3 protein-coding genes are annotated in these 2,391 nt (G+C 72.0%); 1 reads left to right on the top strand and 2 read right to left on the bottom strand.

Annotated elements, in window-relative coordinates:
* On the bottom strand, positions 1 to 253 hold a 253-nt coding region (locus ABNT58_RS19780; RefSeq protein WP_348755137.1), incomplete at its 3' end, for an alpha-hydroxy-acid oxidizing protein.
* Between the two features lie 105 nt (positions 254 to 358).
* Here ABNT58_RS19780 and ABNT58_RS19775 point away from each other — a divergent pair.
* Positions 359 to 1,258 (top strand): LysR family transcriptional regulator, encoded by a 900-nt coding sequence (locus ABNT58_RS19775; protein WP_348755136.1) that lies wholly within the window; start codon positions 359 to 361, stop codon positions 1,256 to 1,258.
* Here the strand turns inward: ABNT58_RS19775 and ABNT58_RS19770 are convergent.
* Positions 1,255 to 2,238 (bottom strand): AraC family transcriptional regulator, encoded by a 984-nt coding sequence (locus ABNT58_RS19770; RefSeq protein WP_348755135.1) that lies wholly within the window; start codon positions 2,236 to 2,238, stop codon positions 1,255 to 1,257. The genes ABNT58_RS19775 and ABNT58_RS19770 overlap by 4 nt on opposite strands.
* Positions 2,239 to 2,391 lie beyond the last annotated feature (153 nt).

Raw genomic sequence — 2,391 nt, 5'->3', positions numbered from 1 at the left:
GCACCCGCGGCACCAGCGCCAGTTCATCGAAGGCCTGGCGGTTGTCGGCCAGCGCGCGGTTGTCTTCCGCCGCGCCCGACACATAGCCGAAGATCGGCCGCGGCAGCACACGCCGGGCCGCGGCCTCGAAGTCGTCCAGCGACAGCAGTTGCCGGGTGCGGCCCCCGCGGCGGCTGCCCTGGAAGGCAGCCCAGGCGTCGGGCGCGGGCGGCGCCGCAGCGGCAGCAGCAGCAGGGTTCAGGGCTTGGGTCACGGCGGTGGGCGGTCGGTGGTGGATGGGCCGCAGTGTGCGCAGCGTCAAGCACCCTGAAAAGCGAATTGATTCGACAATCCACGTTCGCTTTTTCGACACCCCACAATGACCCTCAAGCAGCTCGAAGCTTTTTACTGGGCCGCCACCTGCAGCAGCTTTGCGATGGCGGCCGAACGGGTGCACCTGTCGGTGTCGTCCTTGTCCAAGCGCATCGCCGAACTCGAGGCCTCCCTGGGCCAGCCGCTGTTCGACCGCAGCGGCCGGCAAGCCGCGCTCACCGAGGCCGGCCAGCGGCTGCTGCCCCAGGCCGGCGCGCTGCTGCAGCAGGCCGATGCGCTGCGCCAGGACATCGGCGGTGGCAGCGGCCTGCGCGGCCCGTGCCGCATCGGCGTGGGGGAACTCACCGCGCTCACCTGGCTGCCGCATTGGGTGGCGGCCATCGGCCAACTTCATCCCGCGCTGGTGGTGAGCGTGCAGGTGGACATCGGCGAGGTGCTGGCCGAGCGGCTGGACCGCGGCGAGCTGGACGTGGCGGTGATCGCCGGCCGCTCACGCCGGGGCGCCCTGCGCTGCACGCCGCTGGCACAGGCCACCTTCCGCTGGTGCGCCGCGCCCGCGCTGGCGGCCCGGCTGCGCCGGCTGGACGCGGCCGCGCTGCGCACCCAGCCGCTGGTGAGCCTGCCGGCTGGCTCCGGCATCACGCCCATCGTCGATGAATGGCTGGAGCAGGCCGGCGCGCAGGCCGAGCGGCGGCTGGTGTGCAACCACTGGGGCGGCATCGTCGGCCTGCTGGCGCAGGGGCTGGGCGTGGGTCTGCTGCCCACCGGCTGGGCCATGGCGCTGCAGCAGCGCGGCATGCTGCGTGAGCTGCGCAGCCCGGTACCGCTGGGTGCGCTGGACTATGCGCTGCACAGCCGCCGCGACGACCTGCGGCCGCTGGTGCCGCAGCTGCGCGCGCTGGCCAAGGCCACGGCCGACTATGCGGTGGTGGGCAGCGCTTTCTAGCGCTGCGGCATCGGGGCCGCCTTGCGCAGCGCCTGCGGGCTCAGCCCGAAGCAGCGCTTGAACGCGGTGCTGAAGTTGGCCACATGGCTGTAGCCCACCTCGAACGCCACCTCGGTGACGCTGTGGCGGCCGGCTTCCAGCAGCTCGCGGGCGCGCTGCAGCCGCGCGCGGCCGATGTAGGCCGATGCCGGTTCGCCGAAGGCGGCGCGAAAGCCGCGGGCCAGCCGGCTTTCGCTCATGCCGTGGCGGCGGGCCAGGCCGGGCAGGTCCAGCGGCTCGGCCAGGTGGGTGTCGATGTAGCGCCGCACTTCGGTCATGCGGTCGGGGGCGGCGGCGGTGCGGGCATCGGCGGCTGCATCGGTGGCCGGTGCCTGCACCAGGAAGCTGTGCAGCAGCTCCACCGCCTTGGCTTCGGCCAGCAGCGCGCGGTAGGGGTCGGCCGGTGCGCTGTCCAGCAGCGCGTCGGCCAGCGTGCGCTGGGCCGGGCTCATCGGCGCCTGCTTCAGCTCGAAGCGGCTGCCTTCGCCGTGCAGGTAGGTGGCCAGCGCGGCGGGCGTGGCGGCATCGGCCTGCAGGCCCAGCACCTCGGCCAGGAAGCTGCGCGCGCAGCACACGGTGATCGAGCGTTCATGCTCGCCAGCGGCGAAGAACTCTTCCTTGTACGAGTCGCGCGGCTGTACCAGCGTGGTCACCGATCCTGGCTCGATGCGCTGCGAGCCGGCGGCTGCCGCCTGGGCCACGCGGCTGCGGCCCGACAGGCGGAAGTGCAGCTTGAAGAAGTCGCCGCTGGGGTAGGCGTCGCAGCGGTCGCCGCCGTGCATCAGCTGGCCCATGGCCACGTAGAAGCCGGGGCGAAAGCACAGGAACTCGCGCAGGCCACGCGTCTGGCCCAGCGGCGCCAGCGTCACGCCCTGCACCCGGCCCCAGCTGCGGGCACCGACCACGCGGTGGTCGCTGGGCAGGCAGAAGGGCAGGTCCATGGCGCTGAAACTTCCTGTGGCTGAAGGACCCCCCGAGGATAAGCCAGTCGTGAGCTAGTGTCCTGTCCCGTTAGTTTCTGGCATTAATCATGCAGGCCAGCGAGGTATCTTAGGAACGGAGATACCGCGATGAGAACGGGCAGGCCGAAGGTT

The sequence above is a fragment of the uncultured Aquincola sp. genome (genome assembly GCF_964001545.1).
In the GTDB taxonomy this organism is placed as follows: Bacteria; Pseudomonadota; Gammaproteobacteria; order Burkholderiales; family Burkholderiaceae_C; genus Aquincola.
The sequence above is the reverse complement of the archived record's forward strand: the minus strand, read 5'-3'. Positions and strand labels throughout refer to the sequence as shown.